The organism is Bacteroides sp. GD17, assembly GCF_038448625.1.
GTDB lineage: Bacteria > Bacteroidota > Bacteroidia > Bacteroidales > Bacteroidaceae > Bacteroides.
The window spans coordinates 93,343-115,147 of the sequence record NZ_JBCEZS010000006.1; the positions used below are offsets into that span (position 1 = coordinate 93,343).

General features: G+C 47.6%; 13 protein-coding genes, 1 tRNA gene and 1 pseudogene. 7 read left to right on the plus strand and 8 right to left on the minus strand.

What is annotated here, in order from left to right; all coding sequences use genetic code 11:
* Window positions 1-80: 80 nt before the first annotated feature.
* Window positions 81-585: pseudogene (locus AAE250_RS11235) on the minus strand (RNA polymerase sigma factor).
* A 272-nt stretch (window positions 586-857) separates the two neighbouring features.
* Here AAE250_RS11235 and AAE250_RS11240 point away from each other — a divergent pair.
* A complete protein-coding gene (locus AAE250_RS11240) occupies window positions 858-3,761 on the plus strand; it encodes a M16 family metallopeptidase (protein ID WP_294601027.1) in 2,904 nt (967 codons plus the stop codon).
* 53 nt (window positions 3,762-3,814) lie between these two features.
* On the opposite strand, the gene AAE250_RS11245 is transcribed toward AAE250_RS11240, so the two are convergent.
* Window positions 3,815-4,441, minus strand: a complete 627-nt coding sequence (locus AAE250_RS11245; protein ID WP_294601029.1) for a trimeric intracellular cation channel family protein — start codon at window positions 4,439-4,441, stop codon at window positions 3,815-3,817.
* An 84-nt stretch (window positions 4,442-4,525) separates the two neighbouring features.
* Between AAE250_RS11245 and AAE250_RS11250 the strand changes: the two genes are divergently transcribed.
* The 5 genes from AAE250_RS11250 to AAE250_RS11270 all read left to right on the plus strand — a co-directional run bounded on the left by AAE250_RS11250 (window position 4,526) and on the right by AAE250_RS11270 (window position 11,710).
* The gene (locus tag AAE250_RS11250; protein ID WP_294601031.1) at window positions 4,526-5,617 is read left to right on the plus strand and encodes a UDP-N-acetyl glucosamine 2-epimerase; all 1,092 of its coding nucleotides are present in this window, start codon (window positions 4,526-4,528) and stop codon (window positions 5,615-5,617) included.
* Between the two features lie 129 nt (window positions 5,618-5,746).
* Window positions 5,747-8,332 (plus strand): DUF5686 and carboxypeptidase-like regulatory domain-containing protein, encoded by a 2,586-nt coding sequence (locus AAE250_RS11255; protein ID WP_294601033.1) that lies wholly within the window; start codon window positions 5,747-5,749, stop codon window positions 8,330-8,332.
* 6 nt (window positions 8,333-8,338) lie between these two features.
* Window positions 8,339-9,607: a replication-associated recombination protein A gene (locus AAE250_RS11260; RefSeq protein WP_294601053.1), complete on the plus strand. Its 1,269-nt coding sequence runs from the start codon at window positions 8,339-8,341 to the stop codon at window positions 9,605-9,607.
* 18 nt (window positions 9,608-9,625) lie between these two features.
* Window positions 9,626-10,582, plus strand: a complete 957-nt coding sequence (locus AAE250_RS11265; protein WP_294601055.1) for a D-2-hydroxyacid dehydrogenase — start codon at window positions 9,626-9,628, stop codon at window positions 10,580-10,582.
* A 12-nt stretch (window positions 10,583-10,594) separates the two neighbouring features.
* Entirely contained in the window at window positions 10,595-11,710 is a 1,116-nt protein-coding gene (locus AAE250_RS11270; RefSeq protein WP_294601057.1) for an endonuclease/exonuclease/phosphatase family protein, read from the plus strand.
* A gap of 250 nt (window positions 11,711-11,960) precedes the next feature.
* Here AAE250_RS11270 and AAE250_RS11275 read toward each other — a convergent pair whose 3' ends face one another.
* From AAE250_RS11275 to ettA, 3 genes are all read right to left on the minus strand, one after another.
* On the minus strand, window positions 11,961-13,442 hold the full coding sequence (locus AAE250_RS11275; RefSeq protein WP_294601059.1) for a BACON domain-containing protein: 1,482 nt from the start codon (window positions 13,440-13,442) through the stop codon (window positions 11,961-11,963).
* A gap of 27 nt (window positions 13,443-13,469) precedes the next feature.
* Window positions 13,470-16,739, minus strand: a complete 3,270-nt coding sequence (locus tag AAE250_RS11280; protein ID WP_294601061.1) for a TonB-dependent receptor — start codon at window positions 16,737-16,739, stop codon at window positions 13,470-13,472.
* 347 nt (window positions 16,740-17,086) lie between these two features.
* Window positions 17,087-18,784: an energy-dependent translational throttle protein EttA gene (ettA, locus tag AAE250_RS11285; RefSeq protein WP_294601062.1), complete on the minus strand. Its 1,698-nt coding sequence runs from the start codon at window positions 18,782-18,784 to the stop codon at window positions 17,087-17,089.
* A gap of 121 nt (window positions 18,785-18,905) precedes the next feature.
* Here ettA and AAE250_RS11290 point away from each other — a divergent pair.
* Window positions 18,906-18,978 (plus strand) — tRNA-Lys (locus AAE250_RS11290).
* Window positions 18,979-19,034: 56 nt separating this feature from the next.
* Here AAE250_RS11290 and AAE250_RS11295 read toward each other — a convergent pair.
* From AAE250_RS11295 to AAE250_RS11305, 3 genes are all read right to left on the minus strand, one after another.
* A complete protein-coding gene (locus AAE250_RS11295; RefSeq protein ID WP_294601064.1) occupies window positions 19,035-19,250 on the minus strand; it encodes a hypothetical protein in 216 nt (71 codons plus the stop codon).
* 117 nt (window positions 19,251-19,367) lie between these two features.
* Window positions 19,368-20,849 carry a DUF3943 domain-containing protein gene (locus tag AAE250_RS11300; protein WP_294601066.1) on the minus strand — a complete coding sequence of 494 codons (1,482 nt, stop codon included), beginning with the start codon at window positions 20,847-20,849 and terminating at the stop codon, window positions 19,368-19,370.
* 192 nt (window positions 20,850-21,041) lie between these two features.
* A complete protein-coding gene (locus AAE250_RS11305; RefSeq protein ID WP_294601067.1) occupies window positions 21,042-21,803 on the minus strand; it encodes an SDR family oxidoreductase in 762 nt (253 codons plus the stop codon).
* Between the last annotated feature and the right edge of the window lie 2 nt (window positions 21,804-21,805).

Here is a 21,805-nt window from a genome sequence, read left to right on the forward strand (position 1 = left end):
GAATAATCCTCTTATTTTTACACCAAAAGATATGTTTAATATCATATTGACACTAACAATCCGTAACCGATCACTAATTATCAGACGAAATCTCTCAATTCCTCCTGTAATTTCTGGCGGGTGAAGAAGATCCGGCTTTTCACGGTTCCGAGCGGCAAGCCCAGACGTTCGGCTATTTCGCGATACTTGAAGCCGGAGACATGCATGGAAAAAAGGAACTTTATAATCGCGTGGCAGGGAATTGACAATGCGGTGCATTTCTTTCAGATCGTAAGCACCTTCGGTACTTGCAAAGCCCGAATCTTGTGGCATACTCAAATGATATTGATTGTCAGTTTGATCTACAAATGTTTGTTCACGAACTATTTTCCGATAATTATTAATAAAGATATTACGCATAATGGTGTACATCCAACCTCTGAAATTTGTATCGGGTTCAAACTTGTCTTCGTTGTCCAAAGCCTTAAGAGATGTTTCTTGCAACAAATCATTCGCTTCTTCCCGGTCGGCTGTCAACTTGTATGCAAAGCGAAGCAGCTCTTCTTGTACTGCAAGTAAATCTTTTCTGAAACTGTAAGTATTCATACTTTGCTCAATTTTTAAAATGGTTAATATTGGTTTAGGTTTTACGGTTGCAAGTATAAGGAAGATTTGATGTTTCAGGGGACGGAATACGATTTTTATTGGGGGTAAAAACTATCAATTGACAGTTTTTACCCCTGCATTTGATAGTTTTTGGGCGATATTACCACCTAATAACTATCTTTTTTCCGAACATTTCGTAATTTATATGTGATTTTTTTATAGCTTTGCCTACATATAAGAAAAACACTTTATTTTATAAAAACACTTTATTTATGAAAACATCTCAACTTAAGTCGTTTCTTCTGTTGATTGCTGTTGCCATTGCCCTTCCTTCCTTCGGACAAGGACTGAAAGCATTCAAGCTAAAGAACGGTCTTTCCGTATATATATGGGAAGACGACACGAAATCAGACGTATACGGTCTCGTCGGTGTTCGTACCGGTTCCGTAAATGACCCGGCAGAGTATACAGGACTTGCCCACTATCTGGAACACGTCATGTTTAAGGGCACCGATAAAATTGGTGCATTGGACTGGGCGGCCGAAGAGCCTATCTATAACAAAATCATCGCCAAATACGACGAAATGGCAGCCGAAACCGACCCTGCCAAGAAAGAAACCATCAACAAGGAAATCAATGAACTGACCGTAGAGCAGGGCAAAGTAGGACTACCTACCGAATTCTCCGACCTCATTGAAAGTATGGGCGGCAAAGGACTGAATGCCGGAACCAGCTTCGACTATACCGTATATCATAACTCTTTTCCTGCCTATCAGATAAACAAGTGGCTGGAGATCTCCTCACAGCGTTTCATACATCCCATTTTCCGCAGTTTCCAGTCCGAACTGGAGAATGTATATGAAGAATATAATATGTATCAGGACAATCCGAGCAGCGTACAAGGTAACTTTATCCGCAGCAAAGCATTCGAAGGACATCCCTACTCGCGCGATGTCATCGGACTGCCCGAGCACCTGAAAAACCCGCGTCTAAGCAAACTGATCGAATATTACGACAACTGGTATTCTCCCGAAAACATGGTCCTCATCCTGGTAGGAAACGTGAAAGCCCAGCAGATAACCGGACGAATCAACGCCGCCTTCGGACGCCTGCCGAAGAAAGACATTCCCGAACGCAAGACCTATCCCGACCTGAACATCAAAGGACGTACCCAATATTCTGCCAAGATAGGCTATAATCCCAGCGTCTGCCTAATATATAAAGGTGTACCTTCCGGCCATCCCGACGAGAAGCCTCTCGAAATGGCTATGTCGCTCTTGAGTAACAACAGCCATACGGGTACACTGGACAAGCTGACCATCGACGGAGAAATCACTAACGGAAGCGCTTATCCGTTAACGCTGCGCGAACAAGGACGTAACATCATCCAGTGCATTCCGCTGTACGATGAAAACCAGCGTCGCTTCGAATCCAACAAGAGCACTGAGAAGAAGGCTTTGAAAGCCATCGAGAAGATTGCCAACGGTGAATTTGAGGAGTGGCAGATCGAAGCCATCAAAAACAATATGTGCCGCGACTTCGACCTCCGCATGGAGTCCAACGACTACAAAGGGGACGTCTTGCTGGATGCCTTTATCAACGAACAAGATTTGGGTAAGGTACTCAACTACAAAGAAGAAGTAATGGCCGTCACCACCGAAGACATCAAGCGTGTGGCAAAGCAATACCTGACCAACGACTATCTGGCTCTCTATATAGAAAAAGGTAAGCTGGACAAGAGCAACAAGATAAAGAAACCGGGATATAAGCCCGTTGAACCTCCTGTAGGCAAACAATCGCTCTATGCCACGCAGTTCAAGAGCATGCCTATCGGACATGTAGACGAGAAGTTCATCGACTTCAGCGATGTGAAAACCCAAAAGCTGAACGACCGTTCCAAGATGTACTACACGCAAAATCCCGAGAACAACGTATTCAGCCTTACCTTGCGCTACGGTGTGGGCGAACGCGAATTCCCCAAACTCGGTTTTGCTGCCGAATTGATGAACAATGCCGGCATCATGGGTGCCTACGAACCCCAACAGTTGAAAGAGGAACTCAGCAAACTGAACGCAGCCTGCCAGGTTTGGGCAAGCGACGACTACCTCTACATCATGATGAGAGGCTATGAAGAAACACTGCCGCAAGCCTGCCAACTCCTCTCCCGCCAAATCCTGATGCCGAAACTGGACGAAAAACAGTTGAGCCGCATCAAAGGCTCGCAAATGGGACAACGCCAGCAACGAAAGGACAATGTGAATACACTTGCCAACGCCTTGTCGCAATACATCCGCTACCAGGACAAATCTTCCTACATCGATGAACTGACAGACAAGGAACTGATCGAATTGCAAATCTCGGAATTGACCGGCGACATCAACCGTGCTTCCAACTATGAAGCCGAAATCTTCTATTGCGGAACGTTGCCGTTCGAAAACGCCTACGACATCCTCAGCAAGAACCTGCCGTTAGTAGCCAACGAACGCCCCAGCGTCTCTCCACAAGATAAACCGCTGGCCCCTGTTGCAGAAAATACGATCTACTTCCTGCCAAACTCCGATGCAGAGCAAGCTCAAATCTTCCTCTATCTGCCGATGGACAAATACGACAAGAAAGACGACGTACTGCGTGATGCCTTCGACCAATATTTCTCCGGTGGTTTCAGTGGACTGATGATGAACGAAATCCGCGAGAAACGTTCTATGGCATACTATGCCGGAACGTACATCATGACTCCTTCCTTGCCGGGTAACCAGACCTACATGTACGGTCACATCGGTACACAGAACGACAAGGTGAACGATGCCATGGACGTATTTATGGGTCTGCTCACCGATATGCCGAAGAATCCGGAACGCATCGACAACATCAAGAGCTACCTGCGTCAGGAAGCCCTGACCAGTCATCCCGACTTCCGCGACAAAGCACAATACCTGAAGATCTTTGAACGCCAAGGCTACAAGGGAGACCCTGCCCAGGAGAACCTGCCGAAGATCGATGCGCTGACCTTCGACGACATCGTGAAGTTCTATGAACAGAGCATCAAGGGCAAGCCCTACTGCATCGGTATCATCGGAAATCCGAAGGATATTGATACGGACAAACTAAGTAAATATGGAAAAGTAGTGAAACTGAGCGAACGCAAATTGTTCAATACGAAAGATACCATGTTCTAAAACAAATCCCCGGCATTTCAGTAGCAAATGCCGGGGATTTTTATATAAAATGACTATTCCTGCTCTACATCTTCATTCCCCGAAAGGATGGGCAGACAAATCTTATACTTCACTGCCAGAATACGTGTAACGAACACCGATGCACCGCCTATAATCTGACAAAGAAATGCTTCCATCCCTGCCAGCTCACACAGCCAATAGACAGTACCGCCCACCACGCACGCCATTGCATAAATCTCTTTTCGGAAGATCAGCGGGATTTCGTTAATGAAGACATCACGTATCACACCTCCCGCAGCTCCGGTGATGCTACCCATGATGATGGCTACCCAAAAAGGATAGCCCAGCGCGAGGCTCTTGCCCACACCAACGACCGTGAACAGCGCCAAACCGATGCTGTCGAAAATGAAGAACGTGTTGTGCAGATGGATAAGATGTTTGCCGAAAAGGATCACCCACAGCAGAGCCAGTCCGGTACAAATCAAGTAAATAGGGTCCGTCATCCAGCCCGGAGTGACATCCAGCAGCAAATCGCGTATCGTACCGCCACCAATGGCCGTTACAAAACCTACCACATACGCCCCGAACCAATCGAAGCGCTTGGCCGAAGCCAGACGTATGCCGCTGATAGCGAAGGCAAACGTACCGATAAAATCGAGTATCTGAACAAATGTTGGCATATTACAGTTAATTTGTCGGCAAAGTAACAAATAATTTCCCTAAGAAAACGTATTTTTGTCTCATCAATTTTCAACACTATAACAATGAAAATAACGATTGTATCGGGCGCACGCCCCAACTTCATGAAGATAGCCCCCATCTGCCGCGCCATCGACGCAGCAAGAGAGGCAGGAAAGAACATTTCTTACCGCCTGGTTTACACCGGAACGCAGGACGACACCAGTCTGGATGCCTCGCTTTTCTCCGACCTTGCCATGAGGAAGCCCGATGCTTATTTGGGCGTAAGCGGACACGACCATTCGCAGGTAGCTGCCTCCATCATGCTGGCTTTCGAGAAAGAACTGGATGCCAACCCCGCGCAAGTAGTGTTGGTGGTAGACGACATGACCGCCACCATGAGCTGCTCCATCGTAGCCAAGAAGCGTGGACTGAAAGTAGCACACGTCATTGCCGGTACCCGCTCTTTCGACATGAACATGCCCCGCGAAGTGAACCGCACCATCGTAGATGCCATCTCCGATTACCTCTTTACCGCCGGCATGGTGGCCAACCGCAACCTCAACCAAGAAGGCATGATACCGGAATACATCCACTACGTGGGCAACATCCTGATCGATACCATCCGCTATAACCGCCACCGCCTGGTACAGCCCGTATGGTTCTCCACTCTGGGCCTGCGCAAAGGCAACTATCTGCTGCTCACCCTCAACCGCCACGACCTGTTGGAAAAGAAAGCCGTGCTGCACTCCCTGATGCAGACCGTGATTGAGAAAGCCGGCAGCATGCCCATCGTCGCCCCTTTGCACCCTTACGTAGAGAAGGCTGTGAAGTCGCTGGGACTGAGTGCGCCCAATCTGCACATCCTGCCTCCGCAAAGCTACCTGCACTTTGGCTTCCTCATCAACCAAGCCAAAGGCATCGTCACCGATTCGGGCAACATAGCCGAAGAGGCCACTTTCCTCGACGTTCCTTGCATCACCCTCAACACCTATGCCGAACATCCCGAAACCTGGCGCATCGGCACGAACGAACTGGTAGGCGAAAATTCCTTTGCCCTCTCCGCATCACTCGACAAGCTGCTGCATGGCGAATGGAAGCATACCACCCTGCCCGACCGCTGGGACGGACGAACGGCAGAACGTATCGTACAGACGCTGCTCAACGGAGCATCCTGAGGATATATCATTCAAAGTAAGATGAATTCTAAATTGTTCACAACTTAAACATTCCTCTTATTTCTTTAGATTATATTTGCTTCTCGATTAACAGTAATTTGCTAACTTTGCAGCCTGATTATGAAACGTATGAAGCAACGATATATCACTTTCCTCTTTTTTCTGCTGTCTCTGTTCGCCTCTATCGGCGCATCTGCCCAGATAAAAGGGGTTATTACAGACTCCCTCACGAACGAACCGTTGATGTATATTACCGTTCAGTACGAGGGAAAAGGTGTAGGCGGAATCTCCAACGCAAAAGGCGAATACCAGGTTGAAACCCGTAAAGGCTGGGACGAACTGACCTTCTCGGCCGTGGGCTACGTCACCAAGAAAGTAAAATTCGCCCCCGGCACCAAAGTACTCAACGTCAAAATGCGATCTGACGACATCCTGCTCTCCGAAGTCGTGGTGAAACCCCAGAAAGAGAAATATTCCCGCAAGAACAATCCCGCTGTGGACTTCATGCGGAAAGTCATCGAGAACAAGAAGGCGCTGAAACTCGAAGAGAACGACTACTATCAGTACCAGAAGTACGAAAAGATGAAGATGTCCATCAACGACGTCACCCCGGAGAAGATGGAAAAAGGCATCTACAAGAAATTCTCGTTCTTCAAAGACCAAGTCGAACTATCGCCCAAAACCAACAAGATGATCCTGCCCATCTCCATCAAGGAGACGGCTTCAAAGACCATCTATCGCAAAAATCCCAAAAGCGAAAAGACCATCATCGAAGGTATGAACTCCAACGGTATCGAAGAATTCTTCAATACGGGCGACATGCTGGGAACCATCCTTACCGATGTTTTCTCCGACATCAACATCTACGATGACGACATCCGCCTGCTGCAACGCCGTTTCGTCAGTCCTATCGGACGTGGAGCCATCAGTTTTTACAAATATTACCTGATGGATACACTGATGGTAGACAAGCAGGAATGCGTGCATCTAACTTTCGTGCCACAAAACTCTCAGGACTTCGGCTTCACAGGCCATCTCTACGTTGTGAAAGACTCTACCTATGCCGTGAAGAAGTGCATCATGAACCTGCCCAAGAAGACCGGCGTCAACTTCGTGGAAAACCTCGACATCGTGCAGCAGTTCGAGCAACTGCCCGACAGCAACTGGGTATTGACCGATGACGACATGACTGTAGAACTCAGTTTCGTCAAAGGTACACAAGGACTGGAAGTGCAGCGAACCACCAAGTATACCGATTATAAATTCGAAGAAATTGAGCCCCGCCTTTTCCGCCTGAAAGGAAGCGTCATCAAAGAAGCGAACATGCTCTCCAAGAGTGACGAATATTGGGCGAAAGCACGCCAGGTACCGCTCACCAAGAAAGAGAGCACAATGGACGTATTCATGAACCGCATAGAGCAGATACCGGGCTTCAAATACGTTATCTTCGGTGCCAAAGCACTGATTGAGAACTTCGTGGAAACGGGCAGCCGGAAGCACCCCAGCAAGTTCGACTTCGGACCTATCAATACCACCATCACCAGCAACTACGTGAACGGTACGCGTTTCCGTCTCAGCGGTATGACCACCGGTAACTTCGACCCGCATTGGAGTTTCAGCGGATACGGCGCCTACGGTACGAAGGATAAGAAATGGTTCTACTCCGGACAGGCAGCCTACTCGTTCAATAAACGAGAATACGTACTTTGGGAGTTCCCCAAGCATTATCTTGCCTTCCAATATACTTACGACGTCATGTCTCCGATGGATAAATACCTGGCTACAGATAAGGATAACTTGTTTGTCGGCTGGAAATGGACTACAGTAGACCAGATGTCCTACATGCGCGACGCCACCCTGACTTACGAGTTGGAAACCAACACCGGTTTCTCCGTCAAAGCCATGGCGCGCCACCGCAACGACCAGCCCGCAGGAATGCTGCAATATTGGAAAAACAACGGTGACATCCCCGGTCAATGGGATGAAAAGAATACATTGGTGCACGACATTACCACCACGGAATTGGGCGTCACGTTGCGCTACGCTCCCGGTGAGACCTTCGTCAACACCAAGCAACGGCGTGTACCCGTATCGCTGGATGCTCCTACTTTCACCCTCTCCCACACCACCGGTTTCAAAGGCGTGCTGGGTGGAGAATACAACTTCAACCTGACGGAAGCCAGCATCCGCAAGCGCTTCTGGTTCGGGTCATGGGGTAAACTGGACGTCACCGTCCGCGGTGGTGCCCAGTGGAACACTGTCCCCTTCCCGCTGTTGAACCTGCCGATGGCAAACCTTTCGTATATCACCCAAAACAACGAATCGTTTAACCTCATCGATAATATGGAGTTCCTGAACGACCGTTACGCTTCACTCAACTTGAGTTATGACATGAACGGCAAGTTGTTCAACCGCATTCCGCTCCTCAAAAAGCTGAAGTGGAGAGAAATGTTCCGCGTCCGTGGCCTTTGGGGAACCTTGACGGATAAGAATAACCCGTACAAGAGCAACAATTCCGATTTATTCTTGTTCCCTATGCGCGACGGTGTACCCACCAGCCACGTTATGGGCGACACTCCTTATGTTGAAGCCAGTGTAGGTATCTACAATATCTTCAAGCTGTTGCATATCGAATATGTCCGCCGACTGACTTATACCGACATTCCGGGCGTCAAGAAGGGTGGCATACGATTCATGATATTAATGATTTTCTAAAATACTATGCCTCCATTAGCAGAGCGGCTTCGGCCTAAAACATTGGATGATTACATCGGTCAGAAACACTTGGTGGGACCGGGTGCAGTGCTGCGCAAGATGATTGACGCAGGGCGTATCTCTTCGTTTATACTGTGGGGACCGCCGGGAGTGGGAAAGACGACGCTGGCACAGATCATTGCCAACAAACTGGAAACTCCTTTCTACACACTCAGTGCCGTGACCAGCGGCGTAAAAGACGTGCGCGATGTGATAGAGCGCGCCAAAAGCAACCGCTTCTTCTCTCAATCCAGCCCTATACTGTTTATCGACGAAATCCACCGCTTCAGCAAGTCTCAGCAAGACTCGCTGCTGGGAGCGGTAGAACAAGGCACCGTGACGCTGATAGGCGCTACGACGGAGAACCCATCGTTCGAGGTCATCCGTCCGTTGCTGTCCCGTTGCCAGCTCTACGTCCTGAAGTCGCTGGAGAAAGACGACCTGCTGGAATTACTGCAACGCGCCATCGTCACCGACATCGTGCTGAAAGAAAGAAAGATCGAACTGCGCGAAACCACCGCCATGCTCCGCTTCAGCGGAGGAGATGCACGCAAGTTGCTCAATATCCTCGAACTCGTAGTAGAGTCCGAAGTAGAAGATCCCGTTGTCATCACCGACGAAATGGTGACCGAACGCCTGCAACAGAATCCGCTTGCCTACGACAAAGACGGCGAGATGCACTACGATATTATCTCCGCCTTCATCAAGTCCATCCGCGGCAGCGACCCGGACGGCGCCATCTACTGGCTGGCACGTATGGTAGAGGGCGGCGAAGACCCTGCCTTCATAGCCCGTCGCCTGGTCATCTCCGCTTCCGAGGACATCGGGCTTGCCAATCCCAATGCCCTGTTGCTTGCCAATGCCTGCTTCGACACCCTTATGAAAATAGGATGGCCCGAAGGACGCATCCCTTTGGCCGAAACGACCATCTACCTCGCCACCAGCCCCAAAAGCAATTCGGCCTATATGGCCATCAACAATGCCCTGGAACTTGTGCACGAAACGGGTAATCTGCCCGTGCCGCTGCATCTGCGCAATGCTCCCACCAAGCTGATGAAACAGCTCGGATATGGAGACAAATATAAATATGCCCACGACTATCCCGGCAACTTCGTCAAGCAGCAATTCCTGCCGGACGAGCTGAAAGACCGGCGCATCTGGGAACCACAACTGAATGCTGCCGAACAAAAGCACAAAGAATGGATGCAGAAGTTGTGGGGAAAAGAAAGATTTTAATCATCAAACAATTATAATATGAAAATAGTAGTATTAGACGGCTATGCCGCCAACCCCGGCGACCTCTGCTGGGACGAACTGCAAGCTTTGGGCGAATGCACCATCTACGACCGCACCGCCCCCGCAGAAGTATTGGAACGTGCTGCCGGTGCAGAAATCCTGCTCACCAACAAGACCGTACTCACAGCCGACCACATAGCTGTGCTGCCCGAACTGAAATACATCGGCGTACTTGCCACCGGCTATAACATTGTGGACATCGACGCTGCTAAAGAACGCGGCATCATCGTCACCAACATTCCTGCCTACAGCACCGACTCCGTAGCACAAATGGTCTTTGCCCATATCCTGAACATTGCCCAGCAAGTGCAGCACCACTCCGAAGAAGTGCACCGGGGCCGCTGGACCGACAGTAAGGACTTCTGCTTCTGGGACACTCCCCTCATCGAACTACGCGGAAAGAAACTCGGCATCGTAGGACTGGGCCACACCGGCTACACCACTGCCCGCATCGCCATCGGCTTCGGCATGCAGGTATGCACCTACACCTCCAAGACCAACTTCCAGCTTCCACCCGAAATCCGCAAGATGGAACTGGACGAGCTGTTCCGCGAATGCGACATCATCAGCCTGCATTGTCCCCTCACCGACTCCACCCGCGAAATGGTGAACGCCGAACGACTCAAAATGATGAAGCCCACCGCCTTCCTCATCAACACCGGACGCGGTCCGCTCATCAACGAACAAGACCTGGCCGATGCACTGAACAACGGTACCATCTATGCCGCCGGACTGGACGTCCTCTCCCAGGAACCTCCCCGTGCCGACAACCCGCTGCTCACCGCCCGCAACTGCTACATCACCCCGCACATAGCCTGGGCAAGCACTGCTGCGCGCGAACGCCTCATGCAAATCATGCTGGAAAATATCAAAGCATATCTTGCCGGAAAAGTGATTAATAACGTTGCCAAATAAGTATTCAGTGAAATGGGAAAATCTGCCGTCAAAGGGCTTTTCTATATCTGCCTGATAATAGCCACCTTCGTCCTGGCAGCCGTCACCATAGTGGCTGCCCTCTCGGGAAGCGTGGCTCCCGTCGATTCCGTCATCATGCCGCTGCTGGGACTGGCAGTACCCGTACTGCTCATCTGCAACCTGCTGGTAGCCCTTTGTTGGGGATTTGCACACAAGCGCTGGGCACTGGTTCCGCTGGTAGCCTTCTTCTGCAACTGGGGATATTTGACCTCTGTCTTCCAGTTCCATTTCTCCAAAGAGAAGACTCCTACGGGCAAGTATCTGAAGATAGCCACGTACAACGTACACAGCTTTGGCGGCGAAATCACCGGTTATTCCTGCAAAGAGATAGCCAAATACATGCAACAGGAGCAGGTAGACGTGCTCTGCTTCCAGGAGTTCGGCGATAACCGCTACTTCCCGATGGACAGCATCCGGCAGGCACTCTCGCACTGGCAGTACGTTCTTATCCCTTCCGAAGATTCTATCCGCGGCGTACTTCCCATTGCCGTATTCAGCCGCTACCCGCTGGCGAACGAGCGCTTCATCACCTATCAGAACAGCGCCAACTGTAGCATGATGTGCGATGTAGTGCTGGGAACAGATACCGTGCGCCTGCTCAACAACCACTTGCAGACCACCAGCGTCAGCCAGAAGCGCAAGAAGTGGGAACGCGAACTTGCCACTACCGACGACACTCGCCGAGAAGTGCAAGTAGCCAAAGATGCCGCCGGAACGCTGCACGAAAATTTCATGAAGCGTGCCACGCAGACTTATGTTATCAGCCATTACGTCCACACCAGCCCCCATCCCGTGCTGGTATGCGGCGACTTCAACTCCATCCCTTCATCTTATACCTACCATCATTTGAGGAAGAACCTCAAAGACGGTTTTCGGACTGCCGGAAACGGTTATATGTACACCTACCGCTATGCCAAGCGAATGCTGCGCATCGACTACATATTCCACTCCCCCAGCCTGAAAGGTATTAAATATTATTCACCCGACTTGGATCTGTGCAGTGACCATAACCCGGCGATTATGGAAGTGGAACTTACGTTACCTTCTGCAGCATCACTGCACATGTGACGTAGTATCGCTGTACATGTGATGCAACGTCGCTGCAAAGGTTACGCAGTGTCACTGCAAAGCATTTGCAGTAGTACTGCAACCGTTTTGCAGCAGTGCTACAAAGTATATGCAGCGACTTAGCAGTACTTGTCTATAAGAATAAGTGCCTATAGAAGCCGTCAACCGGCAAGGCAACACAGCTATTAAACAGAAAAGGAGGTTGTGCCAATGATGGCACAACCTCCTTTTCTTTATTATTCAGTATCCCTTATTCAGTCACCTTAGAACAGAAGACTCCATTACCTACCTGAGCAGTGCCGTTGTAGCCGGCACGTGTACCGATAATAGTAATTTTGTCACCCTCAACTAAATTAAGTGTCTCAAACTGTTTGCTTGCGCCGTTCCAGCCCGTGGCCAGACCATAGACATATACCGTACCGCTTTCATCTACAATGTCAAAGTTACCATAAATAGTACTTTTGATATTCGATACCGCACCGGTCAATTGGTAATATTGTGAAGAGCTTTCCTCTGCTTCAAGGAATTCAGCCACAGTTACCGCTTTTACACTTTTCATTTCCTTAACAACAGCATTCGTCATCTGTGCAGTTCCCTTATATTCGGCACGTGGCCCCACGAGCGTTACGACATCACCTACTTTGATACCCTTGTCAGCAAAACCATCAACACCATAGATATACACCTCACCCGAGAAATCCTTAATATAAATATTACCATATTTTTCGTTGGCAATCTGAGTTACGATTCCACTCACGCTGTATTGTGTCAAGCCCACTTCAGCAGCAATGAATTCCTCCACTGTAGCTTCAATGATAGAGCCCTTCTGTGAAAGTTCAGTCTTACTTGTGTATTCTTTTTTGCCATCAGTAGTACGGAATGTAATAGTTGTTGAGCGGTCACCACCTTCGTTTTTAGCAGCACGGAACTTCACACAAGCATCTGTACCTTTCTGGTCGATAGACTCAATAGACAACCATTCCTTAGCATCTTCCGGAATTTCTACGGAAACGCCGTTACCCTTGGTGGTGAGGTATGCTTCAAAGACACCACCCTCCGGAAGAAGTACTTCATTGTAAACAGAGTCAACCTTGATGAGCGATTTGTTGATGTTGAGCACAGTAACGTTCACCAACTCAACAGTGGAACCGTAGGTCGTTTTTGGTCCCTGCACGGTTACTTCGTCACCTTCTTCCAGACCAAGGCTGGCAAAGTTCTTCTCAGCGCCCTTTGCATCCAAAGTGCCATAGATATAAATCGAACCGGTGGCATCTACCAAATCCCAGTTTCCGTATGTAGTATTGGAGATATTGGACACAACGCCGGTCACTTTATAATTCTTCTTATCGGGACCGGCTATCACCTCGGCGCAAGTAGCTTCCGAAATAACCGGCAGACCTTGTATGATAGTCAGATACTGAGTTTCATTGCCACTGGTCAACTTAAGTTCTGCCGAACGACCATCAATGGCTTCATCGGCAGAGAATGTGACGGTGCTTTCGCCTTGAGATCCTTGAGTAGTAGAGATGGTAAGCCAATCCGCTTTGTCGTTACCGGTGATTACCCAGTCAGCCTTCGATTCGATGGTGAGGGGAGCGCTACCTCCTTCTACCGGCAATGCAATGTATGATTGTGATACTTTCAAACCTGCCAAAGCTGCCGCATCATCGTCTGAGCAGCTTGTGAAAAGAGTCATCACAACAGCAAACGCTATAAAAATATAATTCTTCATATTCTTCAATTATTCTTAAATTGATAATCAATTAAAACAATACTTAATGCCGATAGAAGCATACCAGCACTGACCAATAGAATGATTAAGTGTCCAAGTCTTCGTGTTACCATCTATAGACTTTGGAGTTGAGAACGTAGCTACACCATCGGCATCTACACCCTCGTACTTCAAGATACGAGCATCGGAACCAATGGCGGGATTCAGATATTTGCTGACACCCCAACTGGAATTGAAGAAATTGAGCACGTTCTTCATGTCAAAGCTCAACTGCAATGTGTGTTTGGCACCAGCCACGTTCAGGTTGAAGTCATGCTTATAAGAGAAGTCTATGCGGTGTACCCAAGGAGAATAAAGGCTGTTAGGTTCAGCATATTTACCCTGATTATTCTTCAGATAAGAGTTGCCGTGTACATAATCCATAAAGCGTGTCTTGTCATCCTCACTAACAAAACGGAAAGATCCGTCTGCCACTTGCTTGTCGGTAGGGATATAAACAGCATCGTAATTGTAACCATCACCGTTCATATCGTTGGCCAGCATATAAGAGTAATTATAGCCACCACGCCATGTCTCGTAAATCAAGCTATAGTGGTTGCCGCTCTTATCGTTGATGGTAGCACTGGCAATGAAACGATCCGGAGTAACATTAAGACCGTTGTGCAAACGGAAGTTGTTCACACCTTCGTAAGTAGAAAGGTAGTTAAGCACAGACGAAGCGTTAGAACCCGGAAGTGAAGTCACCTCTTTGGATACAGTATGTGTATAGGCAGCCATCAAATAAATCCATTCGGCAGGTCTTGCGTTCACAGTCATGCTCGTTGACCATCCGTAGCCTCGGCTCGTATTCTCAAGCATGTAGGCGCTGGGCAAATTCTTACCGGCTGCGTCGGTATAAGTAGCGTCAGAAGGGAAAACGGGACGGTTGTCAGCACCGTTGAAGCGGGTAAAACCGCTGATATCCCTTTGGCTCCAGTCCGTCAACATGGCTGCATTGATAGTCTTGTTGAAGATTCCTTCTACCGTTACACTCAATGGGAATGGCACGGGCAATGTATAATCTACTGCAATCGAAGACTTCCAAACTTGTGGCATCTTAAAGTCAGGGTCAATACCGCAAATAGATGAAGGAACGGTGCCCTCCTCCGGTGTGATTGTCTGAGGATAACCCAAGGCATAAATTTTTTCTTTCAGAGCTTCTGTAGAGAGAATACCCCCCTTGAATTCATCCATTGTGAAGCCTCTATCTGCTGCATTTTTGGCATTGATCTGTGCCTGATATTGCACCATACCGCCATTGGTAGGCATATTAGTAAAGAACACCAAAGGCAAACGTCCGGAGAACAAACCAGTACCACCACGTACCTTCAGACTCTTGTCTCCCAATACATCCCAAGTGAAACCTACACGGGGAGATACTGTCAATGAGCTTCCCGGCCATTTACCTGTATCAATATGGCGGCCGTTGTAGTCAAGGTCAAGAATCGCATTATTGGTCATCAAATCACCATTATCAAAGAAGATTCCATCAAAACGCAAACCTGCTGTAACCTTGAAATCAGTACGTACGTTCCATTCGTCTTGCAAATAGGCACCCAGTTTACTGAATTGGACACGTGATGCCGGCTCGTTTTCACCATTATATCCGTATGTCAAACATACGATTTCCGGAGCGGCGCCTGAGAAGAAGTCGTCCAAGCTGGTATAGCGATAATATCCTGTTCCGTTACGGAGATATTGGTTGTCGGCCATTTGATGTTCATAGCTCAAACCTGCCATGATTTTATGGTTACCCAGATAGTAGGTCACGTCATCCTTAATATTCCACACGGTGTTGTGAACAGCGTTGTTGTAAGTGAAAAGTTCCTCACCCAAAGAAATATAGTTCTGATCATCCTTCAAGATGTCGATGAAAGGGAATACACTGGAGTTCGTACCACGCACGTCATCCAGCTTAGAGTATGTGGCCAATAATTGGTTTGACAAGTTATCTGATAAACGGCTGTTGAGGTCAAAAGAGAAAGAATGTACCAAGTTGTCCATAGAATACATGGAGTTGGCATAGGACATGGCATACTGTGAAGTACGATCACCCGACATACGTGTACCACCGTCCATAGAGCTGGCGTTAGGAGCAGACCAAACAGTGTTCTTGGTATAGTTATAACGCAAAGCCAAATGATGGTTATTGGTGATGTTCCAGTCCAAACGAGCCAAGAGTTTGGAGTTCTTCGTATCAGACGGGAAACTTGTGAACGAACCGGTGTCATAGCCATATTTATCTTTTACGAAATCGGATACCCGTTGCAGGTCGGCAACAGTAGCACGTGACAAGTAGGCATCCGGATTGGCAACACCATCTTCCGAGGCACGCCAACGGTTAGCGATGGTAGGAGTCTTTTGCAACTCACCGTTCGCAAAGAAAAAGAGTTTGTTCTTTATGATAGGGCCACCTATTGTGAAACCGTATGTAGTAGATTGGTCTTTCTCGCGAGCACCGGCTATGGTTTCACGATCAACAGCATCGCCGCGCATATTTTCATTTCGGTGGTAAATATAAGCCGCACCTTTATAAGTATTGGTACCCGATTTGGTAATGGCATTTATACCACCTCCGATGAAGTTAGTCTGGCGTACATCAAATGGAGAGATAACCACCTGAATTTCGTCAATTGCCTCGATAGATACAGGATTACCGCCACCGGGCAAGTTGGAACTCAAACCGAAGTTGTTGTTAAAGTTGGCACCATCAATTGTGAAATTGGCAGTACGACCGTCAGATCCTGCAAACGACATTCCGTTACCACCATAAGCAGATAAACGAGAATAGTCAGTAATACTACGACTTATAGAAGGCATGTTCACAATCTGGGTATTGGAAATATTGGTTGTTGCTCCAGTCTTCTCGGTAGAGAACTTCGTTTTTTGAGCTGTAACCACTACTTCCTGAAGAAGTTCGGAAGATTCACTCAATTGCGCATCTATAGTATAAACTTCACCCAATTGAAGAGTTACCTCCTTAAACACCTGGGTCTGAAATCCAATATAGGATATACTTACCGTATAAGGGCCTCCTGAACGCATACCTTGAATAGTATAACGTCCGTCCACATTTGTAATGGCTCCGTACATGGTACCGGAAGGTACATGAACAGCCTGCACCGTAGCGCCGATGATGGCCTCTTTGTTCGTGTCCGTCACCTTACCAGCAATTGTAGCTGTGGTAACCTGCGCATTGACAGTTACTGCAATCACTAACATGATTGCCGATAAAAAGGATCGCATTCTTTTCACCATAATTGATTTGATTAATTAAACGAAATTTTATATTATTTTTGCATCGGCAAAAGTAGTAAATTACTGCCAAATACAAACTACAAAAATGCTACATTTATCACATAATGATATTTTTTCTTTGTGGTGAAGAGTTTCCGAAGCTATAATCCGGTCTCTTCATCCCCAATTAATGGCTTACTATATGCCATAAATTTAGGCACGGATTACACGGAATTTCACGGAATTTGATTCATTAGAACCGCGAATTTCCATAATCCGTGCCTAAAAAGAGATTATAGAGTCTGTTTTGACACCTTCTTACACATTATTAAGATGTAAAAGAATTATCTTTCTATTTACCGATTAAATCAATCATTCATCAGTTTTCTATAGCGTACGCGGGTCGGTTCCTCTTTCCCTAAGCGTTTCTGTTTATTTTCCTCATATTCTGAATAAGAACCTTCAAAGAAGAATACATTGGAATCGCCTTCAAAGGCCAGGATGTGCGTACAAATACGGTCGAGGAACCAACGGTCGTGGCTGATGACAACGGCACATCCGGCAAAGTCTTCCAAACCTTCTTCAAGAGCACGGAGTGTGTTCACGTCGATATCGTTGGTAGGCTCATCGAGCAACAGCACATTACCTTCTTCCTTCAGGCAGAGAGCCAGATGCAGACGGTTGCGCTCACCACCGGAGAGCACGCCACAGAGTTTCTCCTGATCGGCACCGGAGAAGTTGAAGCGCGACAAGTAGGCACGGGCGTTGATGTCCCGTCCTCCCATGCGGATGAGGTCGTTACCGCCGGAGATTACCTGATATACACTCTTATTGGGATCGATATCTTTATGCTGCTGGTCTACGTAGGCCACCTTTACAGTCTCTCCTACTTCGAACTCGCCCTTATCTACCGTTTCCAGGCCCATGATAAGGCGGAAAAGAGTGGTCTTACCGGCACCGTTAGGACCGATGATACCAACGATACCGTTGGGCGGAAGCATGAAGTTGAGGTCATCGAACAGCAGTTTGTCGCCGAATGCTTTTGCTACGTGCTTGGCTTCGATAACTTTGTTGCCCAGACGGGGACCGTTGGGTATGAAGATTTCCAGTTTTTCTTCTTTCTCCTTCACATCTTCATTCAGCAACCTATCGTAGGAGTTCAGACGGGCTTTACCTTTTGCCTGACGAGCTTTGGGTGCCATACGTACCCATTCCAACTCGCGTTCCAGCGTCTTGCGGCGCTTGCTGGCAGTCTTTTCTTCCTGCTCCATGCGTTTGGTTTTCTGTTCCAGCCAACTGGAGTAGTTGCCTTTCCAGGGAATGCCTTCGCCACGGTCCAGTTCGAGAATCCAGCCTGCTACATGGTCCAGAAAGTAACGGTCGTGCGTCACGGCAATCACTGTACCTTCGTACTGCTGCAAGTGCTGTTCCAGCCAGTCGATGGACTCGGCATCGAGGTGGTTGGTAGGCTCGTCGAGCAACAACACGTCCGGCTTCTGTAACAGCAGTCGGCAGAGGGCGACACGACGGCGCTCACCACCTGAAAGGTGTTCTACAGACTGATCTTCGGGCGGACAGCGCAAGGCGTCCATGGCACGTTCCAGTTTGCTGTCAAGGTTCCAGGCATCGGTAGCGTCGATAATGTCCTGCAACTCAGCCTGGCGGGAGAAGAGCTTGTCCATCTTGTCCTGGTCTTCGTAATACTCGGGCAGACCGAACTTCTGGTTGATTTCTTCATATTCTGCCAAGGCGTCTACAATGGGCTGCACACCTTCCATTACGATTTCCTTCACTGTTTTTGTAGGGTCAAGATACGGTTCCTGAGCCAGATATCCCACTGAATATCCCGGTGAGAACACCACTTCGCCCTGATAGGATTTATCCAACCCGGCGATAATCTTCAACAAGGTCGACTTACCCGACCCATTCAGACCGATGATACCAATCTTCGCTCCATAAAAGAACGAGAGGTAGATATTCTTCAACACCTGCTTGTTGTTCTGCTGAATGGTCTTGTTCAGCCCCACCATAGAGAAAATAATTTTCTTATCGTCTACTGTTGCCATGTATTTTTATGATTAAGTATAAATGATTAATGAGGGCAAAGATAAGAAAAAAAGTGAAATTCCTTTGCATGTTCCGAAAAAGTATCTATCTTTGCACCCGCTTAACAGCAAAACAAGGATTGAATCGCTAGCTCAGCAGGTAGAGCACAACACTTTTAATGTTGGGGTCTTGGGTTCGAGCCCCAAGCGGTTCACAGAAAACAATCTTAAACAGATGACTCCCATAATATCAAGGTATTGTGGGAGTTTTTTATTCCAACTCCGCTGCTTGAATATCAACAGTATGTAGCAGATCCAATATACCGGTTGCCGTAATATCCCTGCACTCTATCCTCAAAACCTTTTCCCAATCTTCAAGGTCGACATTCCATTTGCTGATTTGGGGACATTGCTCCAAAACTGCTTTCACACGCTTCACATCACGCTTTCCATTGATGGATGTTCTAAAAATCAAAATACTTTCCATAGTGTTACTTATTTTTCTGCAAATGAAGCAAATATAAGTATGCGGATAAACGGATTTCCGACGAATTAAGGAAAAAAGTCGTTGAAATACCTATTAATAGGGATGGGATTATTGCAATCAGAACTTGTAGGTCATCATAAGACGTCCTTCTGATGTGCTGGAAAATACGTCCCTGTAATACTTATACTTTGTGTTACGGGTATAGTTCATGAAAGTAGTCGTCAGATATAACTGATTCCGCAATTTAAAGTCCAGCCGCAATCCGGTGGCGTGAAGAATGGCTCTTGAACGGTCGCCTTGGGCATTCAGCGTCTTAGACTCAACGTTATCCCAATCTATATCTTTGGGATATCCTTTCCAAGTGAACATTTGATAAGCTTCGTAGGTGGTTGATGCTGCAAATTTATCTTTCTTATATACAAAGTGGAATCCGACTTTCGTACTATATCCGCTTGCCAGATTATAAATACGTTCGTCCACCTGATAGTAGTCACTCAGCGCGCCTCCCAGCAGTATGGCATTCAGATGGGCGTAAGCATCAATATCCCATTTTCTCGCGAGTTTGCGCTTATAGATAAGTCCGCCTCCAAAAGATGCAGGTGTACAGAATTTATAGGGAGTCTTGGCCGAAACTGCCGAGATTGTATCCGAATCGTAATAATCGAAATGCTGGTAAAGGCCTAAACTCAGATAATGCTTTGCATTATTCACCAACTCTTTGGCTGCCAGGCGTCCTATGATATTCAATTGTCCCAAGACAGGTTGTTCGGCCTGCCAGTTCAGATTTGCCTTTATCGAGAAGTAATCATAAGGTTTCGTCTCTTCTACATCGAAACGGTCACCATATTCTATGTTGATTTCAGAAGCCAAGCCCATACCTTTATCCAGGATTTCATCTTTCAGTTCAAGGGTTCGTATACCCACAGACACATCGACACTGACATCGGGAACTCCGAACTGCTTACCCGAAGTAGAACGCCTCCGCCAAGCATCTCCGTTGATGATACGGGTGAGCCCACGCATCGGAGAAATCAGAAACGAAGCAAACTCCAGCCCGAAACGACTCCAACCCGTTCTACGATCATCGAGGATAAGGTCGGAAACACGGTACATAACTTCTCCCAGCGCCATTCCTCCGATAGGAGTCGCCAGAATATCGTTGGTCGAAGGGAATTCGTTCTCCATAGCCATCTCCCACATAAAACTCCCGCCGAAGGCAAACAGACCGGACTGCCAATAGTTATATCCATTGGAACGGGCGGAATTATAGTACAAATTGCCATGATAAGGATGCATAAACATATTCGTCTGCATGGCATCATTATCCCACACAAAGCCATGTTTGAAGTTATCTTTGATAGTATGCATATTGATATAGGCAAAATCGGCCTTTCGGACATATCTGTCAAAAGCCCAGACACCCATATTAATTCCGAAAACCATAGCTCCTGCCTGAAAGCCTTTCTTCCGGGCATAAAAAGCTATATCAAGTGAATCAGCAGCTCTCGGGGTGGCTATCTGATGTCGTATGGCAACCTGGGGATAAACAATACCAATAGATATCAAGCATGTGAACAGAACCAATATTAACTTTTTCATGCTACAAACATAGGAAAAAATATCAAGATACAAAGAGAAAAGTTATGCTGCATTAGCAGAAAAAAGAAGAAAGACAAAGAGGAAACTTCTTCGGTATAGGAAACATTCTCTATTCAAGCCTTGCGAACGGATATTCACAAGGCTTGAATATGTATTCGCGCAGTGCGAACAAGCATTCGCAAGGCTGGAATTTTATTTTTTATATGTTATTGTCCCTGTAGCCTGATTAGTCGGCATCACCAGCACCTCGGCTATCTGAATATGCGGAGGCACGGCGGCGGCGAAGTATACTACTTCGGCTATATCATCACCATCGAGCGGGCGTATTCCTTTATATACATTATCGGCGGCAGTTTTATCTCCGCGAAAGCGAACGACGGAGAAGTTTGTTTCCACCAGCCCCGGCTTGATGTTCGTCACACGGACAGGAGTATCCACCAAGTCGATACGCAATCCATCGGAAAGAGCCTTGACAGCCGCCTTGGAAGCACAATATACACTGCCACCCGGATAGGCATAATCTCCTGCAATGGATCCCATATTGATAACGTGTCCGCGTCCACGCTCCACCATTCCCGGAACTACCAGGCGAGTCATGGCAAGAAGGGCTTTTACATTCGTATCGAGCACGATATCCCATTCATCCAGATTTCCTTCGTGCTCCTTATCGACTCCGATAACGAGGCCGGCATTGTTTATCAGTATATCGATTTCCCTCCATTCTGCCGGAAGAGATTCCAAAGCTGCTTTGGCAGCCTGGCGGTCGCGGACATCAAACGGGAGCAAATAAACGTCGGCACGATATTTCTCTTCTAACTCTTTCTTTACAGCATCCAGTTTCTCCGCATTGCGTCCATTCAGGATAAGACGATAACCGTTCATGGCAAACTTCCGTGCACAACCCTCTCCTATTCCCGAGGAAGCTCCGGTGATAAGTACAATTTTCTTTTCCATTT

Bases quoted from the DNA above. Each gene is read 5' to 3' on its own strand.
- AAE250_RS11245 (WP_294601029.1), bottom strand. From the start codon at position 4,441: ATGCCAACATTTGTTCAGATACTCGATTTTATCGGTACGTTTGCCTTC.
- AAE250_RS11280 (WP_294601061.1), bottom strand. From the start codon at position 16,739: ATGGTGAAAAGAATGCGATCCTTTTTATCGGCAATCATGTTAGTGATT.
- AAE250_RS11295 (WP_294601064.1), bottom strand. From the start codon at position 19,250: ATGGAAAGTATTTTGATTTTTAGAACATCCATCAATGGAAAGCGTGAT.
- AAE250_RS11305 (WP_294601067.1), bottom strand. From the start codon at position 21,803: ATGGAAAAGAAAATTGTACTTATCACCGGAGCTTCCTCGGGAATAGGA.
- AAE250_RS11270 (WP_294601057.1), top strand. From the start codon at position 10,595: ATGGGAAAATCTGCCGTCAAAGGGCTTTTCTATATCTGCCTGATAATA.
- AAE250_RS11260 (WP_294601053.1), top strand. From the start codon at position 8,339: ATGCCTCCATTAGCAGAGCGGCTTCGGCCTAAAACATTGGATGATTAC.
- ettA (WP_294601062.1), bottom strand. From the start codon at position 18,784: ATGGCAACAGTAGACGATAAGAAAATTATTTTCTCTATGGTGGGGCTG.
- AAE250_RS11300 (WP_294601066.1), bottom strand. From the start codon at position 20,849: ATGAAAAAGTTAATATTGGTTCTGTTCACATGCTTGATATCTATTGGT.
- AAE250_RS11255 (WP_294601033.1), top strand. From the start codon at position 5,747: ATGAAGCAACGATATATCACTTTCCTCTTTTTTCTGCTGTCTCTGTTC.
- AAE250_RS11265 (WP_294601055.1), top strand. From the start codon at position 9,626: ATGAAAATAGTAGTATTAGACGGCTATGCCGCCAACCCCGGCGACCTC.
- AAE250_RS11275 (WP_294601059.1), bottom strand. From the start codon at position 13,442: ATGAAGAATTATATTTTTATAGCGTTTGCTGTTGTGATGACTCTTTTC.
- AAE250_RS11240 (WP_294601027.1), top strand. From the start codon at position 858: ATGAAAACATCTCAACTTAAGTCGTTTCTTCTGTTGATTGCTGTTGCC.
- AAE250_RS11250 (WP_294601031.1), top strand. From the start codon at position 4,526: ATGAAAATAACGATTGTATCGGGCGCACGCCCCAACTTCATGAAGATA.